The sequence below is a fragment of the Caulobacter sp. GW821-FHT11E11 genome (assembly GCF_058808315.1).
Window position 1 is genome coordinate 1 of sequence record NZ_JBXARO010000018.1, and the last position, 5,451, is coordinate 5,451.

A 5,451-nucleotide genomic window follows, 5' to 3' on the forward strand; every position below is an offset into this window, starting at 1 on the left:
CCTTGGGTGCGGGGACAGGATTTGAACCTGTGACCTTCAGGTTATGAGCCTGACGAGCTACCGGGCTGCTCCACCCCGCGTCAGGGTGTTGTTGAGATTGTGATGCAGGGTTTTGGACTTGGGTGTTTTGATATCCTTTTGGCGGACCTGGCGGCGACCTACTCTCCCGCGCCTTGAGACGAAGTACCATTGGCCCAGGGGGACTTAACGACCGAGTTCGGAATGGGATCGGGTGGGGAACCCCCGGCAAAGCCACCAGGTCAGCGAAAAGGATATCACTCTTCCCTTCGGGCTTGCGCCCGTTGGGAGAGGATTGTGAAGAAGACATCAGTGTCTGAAGTAGAGCCACATGCGTTTGCATGGGTTTGACTGAAGAACGATCAAGCCTATCGAGCTATTAGTACCGGTAAGCTCCATGCGTCGCCGCACTTCCACACCCGGCCTATCAACGTGGTGGTCTTCCACGGCTCTCAGCGAGACCTTGTTTTGAGGTTAGTTTCCCGCTTAGATGCTTTCAGCGGTTATCTATTCCACACTTAGCTACCCTGCTGCACAGCTGGCGCCATGACAGGTCCACCAGAGGTGTGTCCATCCCGGTCCTCTCGTACTAGGGACAGATCCTCTCAAGTCTCGTACACCCACGGCAGATAGGGACCAAACTGTCTCACGACGTTCTGAACCCAGCTCACGTACCACTTTAATCGGCGAACAGCCGAACCCTTGGGACCTGCTCCAGCCCCAGGATGTGATGAGCCGACATCGAGGTGCCAAACTTTGCCGTCGATATGGACTCTTGGGCAAAATCAGCCTGTTATCCCTAGAGTACCTTTTATTCGTTGAGCGATGGCCCTTCCACGCAGGACCACCGGATCACTATGGCCGACTTTCGTCTCTGCTCGACTTGTCAGTCTCGCAGTCAGGCGGGCTTATGCCATTGCACTCGACGACCGATTTCCGACCGGTCTGAGCCCACCATCGCGCGCCTCCGTTACACTTTGGGAGGCGACCGCCCCAGTCAAACTGCCCGCCACGCCATGTCCCGGACCCGGATAACGGGCCGCGGTTAGACGTCAGCAACAATAAGGGTGGTATTTCAAGGATGGCTCCCCCGGAACTGGCGCCCCGGATTCATAGCCTCCCACCTATCCTACACATGTTGCTGCTAACGCCAAGGCGAAGCTGCAGTAAAGGTTCATAGGGTCTTTCCGTCTGACCGCGGGAACCCCGCATCTTCACGGGGAATTCAATTTCGCTGAGCCTGTGCTGGAGACAGTGGGGAAGTCGTTACGCCATTCGTGCAGGTCGGAACTTACCCGACAAGGAATTTCGCTACCTTAGGACCGTTATAGTTACGGCCGCCGTTTACCTGGGCTTCAATTCAGAGCTTGCACCCCTCCTTTTAACCTTCAGGCACCGGGCAGGCGTCAGACCCTATACGTCGCCTTGCGGCTTCGCAGAGCCCTGTGTTTTTGATAAACAGTCGCTACCCCCTGGCTTGTGCCACTCTCATCTGGTTGCCCAAAAGAGAGTCACGCTTATCCCGAAGTTACGCGTGCAATTTGCCGAGTTCCTTCAGCACAGTTCTCTCAAGCGCCTTGGTATACTCTACCTGCCCACCTGTGTCGGTTTCGGGTACGGTCTCCGTTGGAGTTATTTCCAGGGACCTGTTCACTGCCGGGAGCAATCCAATAAGCCCCGACAATTTACCAGATCCGTCACTTCCAACTGGTTCAGGAATATTCACCTGATTCCCATCGACTACGCCTTTCGGCCTCGCCTTAGGGGCCGACTAACCCTGCGCAGATTAGCTTTACGCAGGAACCCTTGGGCTTTCGGCGAGAGGGTCTCTCACCCTCTTTATCGCTACTCATGTCAGCATTCTCACTTCCGATACCTCCAGCAAGGCTCACGCCTCACCTTCATCGGCTTACGGAACGCTCCGCTACCGCGTGCTTACGCACACCCATACCTTCGGCGACTGGCTTGAGCCCCGTTACATTTTCCGCGCAGGTTCGCTTGACCAGTGAGCTGTTACGCTTTCTTTAAATGATGGCTGCTTCTAAGCCAACATCCTGGTTGTCAAAGCAAACCCACATCGTTTCCCACTTAGCCAGTACTTGGGGGCCTTAGATGATGGTTAGGGTTGTTTCCCTTTTCACGACGGACGTTAGCACCCGCCGTGTGTCTCCCGGATAGTTCTCTTGGGTATTCGGAGTTTGATTAGAATTGGTACAGCTCGCGCCGCCCGCATCCATTCAGTGCTCTACCCCCCAAGGAATACGTCCGAGGCACTACCTAAATAGTTTTCGCGGAGAACCAGCTATGTCCAGGTTTGATTGGCCTTTCACCCCTATCCACAAGTCATCCGAGAATTTTTCAACATTCACCGGTTCGGTCCTCCAGTAAGTGTTACCTTACCTTCAACCTGCTCATGGATAGATCACCTGGTTTCGGGTCGTCATGCGACGTACTTATTCGCCCTATTCAGACTCGCTTTCGCTGCGCCTACACCTAACGGCTTAAGCTTGCACGGCACATGAAGTCGCTGACCCATTATACAAAAGGTACGCCGTCACCACGCTCGGTGGCTCCGACTGCTTGTAGGCTTCCGATTTCAGGATCTGTTTCACTCCCCTTGTCGGGGTGCTTTTCACCTTTCCCTCACGGTACTTGTTCGCTATCGGTCATTGAGGAGTACTTAGGCTTGGAGGGTGGTCCCCCCATGTTCAGACAGGATTTCACGTGTCCCGCCCTACTCGAGTCTGTCGCTATTTGACGCTTACGGGGCTATCACCCACTATGGCTGTGTTTCCCAACACATTCAGCTTTATGTCACGACAGCACTGGCCTGGTCCCGGTTCGCTCGCCACTACTACGGGAGTCTCGGTTGATGTCCTTTCCTCCGGGTACTGAGATGTTTCAGTTCCCCGGGTTTGCTTAATGGAGCCTATGTATTCAGCCCATTATACCTCTTCTGATCAACCAATCCTGGCCCCGCCCGAAAGCGAAGCTAAGTTGGGTGACCATAAAGGTGGGTTTCCCCATTCGGAGATAGCCGGATCAAAGGGTGCTCGCGCCTCCCCGGCTCTTATCGCAGCGTGCCACGTCCTTCATCGCCTCTCAATGCCAAGGCATCCGTCAGAAGCCCTTATGCGCTTGATCGTTCTCAGCAAAACCCATGCATAATCGTCTCTTGCCGCATCACGCGGGAAGAGATCGAGCATGAGCTCTACCTTTAGTCAGACAATGATGTCTTCTTAAGTCCATCCTTGAACCAGATCCGTATCCCAGGGGTGAGCTACGGTTGGCGGAGGAACCCTGCCTTCACAATGTCATTTCGCAGCTGGCTCGAGAGCCAGTGCAAACTTGATCATTCCTCGATCGCGACTTTGTTTCATCGTCTTCGCTACCGCTTCGCTACTTGAGCGAAGACGAAGTGAAGATTTCCAACAAAGAATGGTGGAGCCAGACGGATTCGAACCGACGACATCCTGCTTGCAAAGCAGGCGCTCTACCAACTGAGCTATGGCCCCTCACACTCGGTGTGAGTTGCTTGCCCAGCGAGGAGCTGGTCGGTTGCGGATCCGTATGTGGAAAGAGTGGTAGGCCCGATAAGACTTGAACTTATGACCTCACGCTTATCAAGCGTGCGCTCTAACCAACTGAGCTACGGGCCCATAGGCCGCTCAGATCAAGTTCGGCCAATGGCCAAACCCGCTCCAGGGCTCGCGATCGTGTCCCGAACCTAACGGTCCGAAACAAGTGGAAAGAGAAACGAAGACGGCGGCGATCCGCTCATTTGTGTGCGTCAAGCGCACGAATTGGAGCTTCAATAGTCTCGTGAGAGACTGGAGAAGCATCCTTAGAAAGGAGGTGATCCAGCCGCAGGTTCCCCTACGGCTACCTTGTTACGACTTCACCCCAGTCGCTGACCCTACCGTGGTCGCCTGCCTCTCTTGCGAGTTAGCGCAGCGCCTTCGGGTAAAGCCAACTCCCATGGTGTGACGGGCGGTGTGTACAAGGCCCGGGAACGTATTCACCGCGGCATGCTGATCCGCGATTACTAGCGATTCCAACTTCATGCTCTCGAGTTGCAGAGAACAATCCGAACTGAGACGACTTTTAGGGATTGGCTCCCCCTCGCGGGATTGCAGCCCTCTGTAGTCGCCATTGTAGCACGTGTGTAGCCCACCTTGTAAGGGCCATGAGGACTTGACGTCATCCCCGCCTTCCTCCGGATTAACTCCGGCAGTACGATTAGAGTGCCCAGCCAAACCTGATGGCAACTAATCGCGAGGGTTGCGCTCGTTGCGGGACTTAACCCAACATCTCACGACACGAGCTGACGACAGCCATGCAGCACCTGTGTCCCAGTCCCCGAAGGGAAAGCCAGATCTCTCTGGTGGTCCGGGCATGTCAAAAGGTGGTAAGGTTCTGCGCGTTGCTTCGAATTAAACCACATGCTCCACCGCTTGTGCGGGCCCCCGTCAATTCCTTTGAGTTTTAATCTTGCGACCGTACTCCCCAGGCGGAGTGCTTAATGCGTTAGCTGCGTCACCGACATGCATGCATGCCGACAACTAGCACTCATCGTTTACGGCGTGGACTACCAGGGTATCTAATCCTGTTTGCTCCCCACGCTTTCGAGCCTCAGCGTCAGTAACGGACCAGTATGTCGCCTTCGCCACTGGTGTTCTTCCGAATATCTACGAATTTCACCTCTACACTCGGAGTTCCACATACCTCTTCCGTACTCAAGACTGCCAGTATCAAAGGCAATTCCAAGGTTGAGCCCTGGGCTTTCACCTCTAACTTAACAGTCCGCCTACGCTCCCTTTACGCCCAGTAATTCCGAGCAACGCTAGCCCCCTTCGTATTACCGCGGCTGCTGGCACGAAGTTAGCCGGGGCTTCTTCTCCGGGTACCGTCATTATCGTCCCCGGTGAAAGAATTTTACAATCCTAAGACCTTCATCATTCACGCGGCATGGCTGCGTCAGGCTTTCGCCCATTGCGCAAGATTCCCCACTGCTGCCTCCCGTAGGAGTTTGGGCCGTGTCTCAGTCCCAATGTGGCTGATCATCCTCTCAGACCAGCTACTGATCGTCGCCTTGGTGAGCCTTTACCTCACCAACTAGCTAATCAGACGCGGGCCGCTCTAATGGCGATAAATCTTTCCCCCGAAGGGCTTATCCGGTATTAGCTCAAGTTTCCCTGAGTTGTTCCGAACCAAAAGGCACGTTCCCACGTGTTACTCACCCGTCCGCCACTAATCCCGAAGGATCCGTTCGACTTGCATGTGTTAGGCCTGCCGCCAGCGTTCGCTCTGAGCCAGGATCAAACTCTCAGGTTGAGTTGACATTGACATCAGACTTCCAGTCCCGGGGGAAAACCCAGAACCAGGTATCTGGTTTGCATAGTATCTTGACGAGTTCCCATCACACAGTGACCA

3 tRNA genes and 3 rRNA genes are annotated in these 5,451 nt (G+C 54.7%); all 6 read right to left on the bottom strand.

The window, feature by feature from the left end:
• Positions 1-3 precede the first annotated feature (3 nt).
• Positions 4-80 (bottom strand) — tRNA-Met (locus AC1RR5_RS26675).
• 65 nt (positions 81-145) lie between these two features.
• Positions 146-260 (bottom strand): 5S ribosomal RNA (gene rrf / locus AC1RR5_RS26680).
• Positions 261-376: 116 nt separating this feature from the next.
• Positions 377-3,162 (bottom strand): 23S ribosomal RNA (locus AC1RR5_RS26685).
• A 295-nt stretch (positions 3,163-3,457) separates the two neighbouring features.
• Positions 3,458-3,533: transfer RNA gene (locus tag AC1RR5_RS26690), tRNA-Ala, on the bottom strand.
• Positions 3,534-3,600: 67 nt separating this feature from the next.
• Positions 3,601-3,677: transfer RNA gene (locus AC1RR5_RS26695), tRNA-Ile, on the bottom strand.
• Positions 3,678-3,866: 189 nt separating this feature from the next.
• Positions 3,867-5,352: ribosomal RNA gene (locus AC1RR5_RS26700) — 16S ribosomal RNA — on the bottom strand.
• The 16S, 23S and 5S rRNA genes sit together here with 3 tRNA genes alongside, the layout of an rRNA operon.
• Between the last annotated feature and the right edge of the window lie 99 nt (positions 5,353-5,451).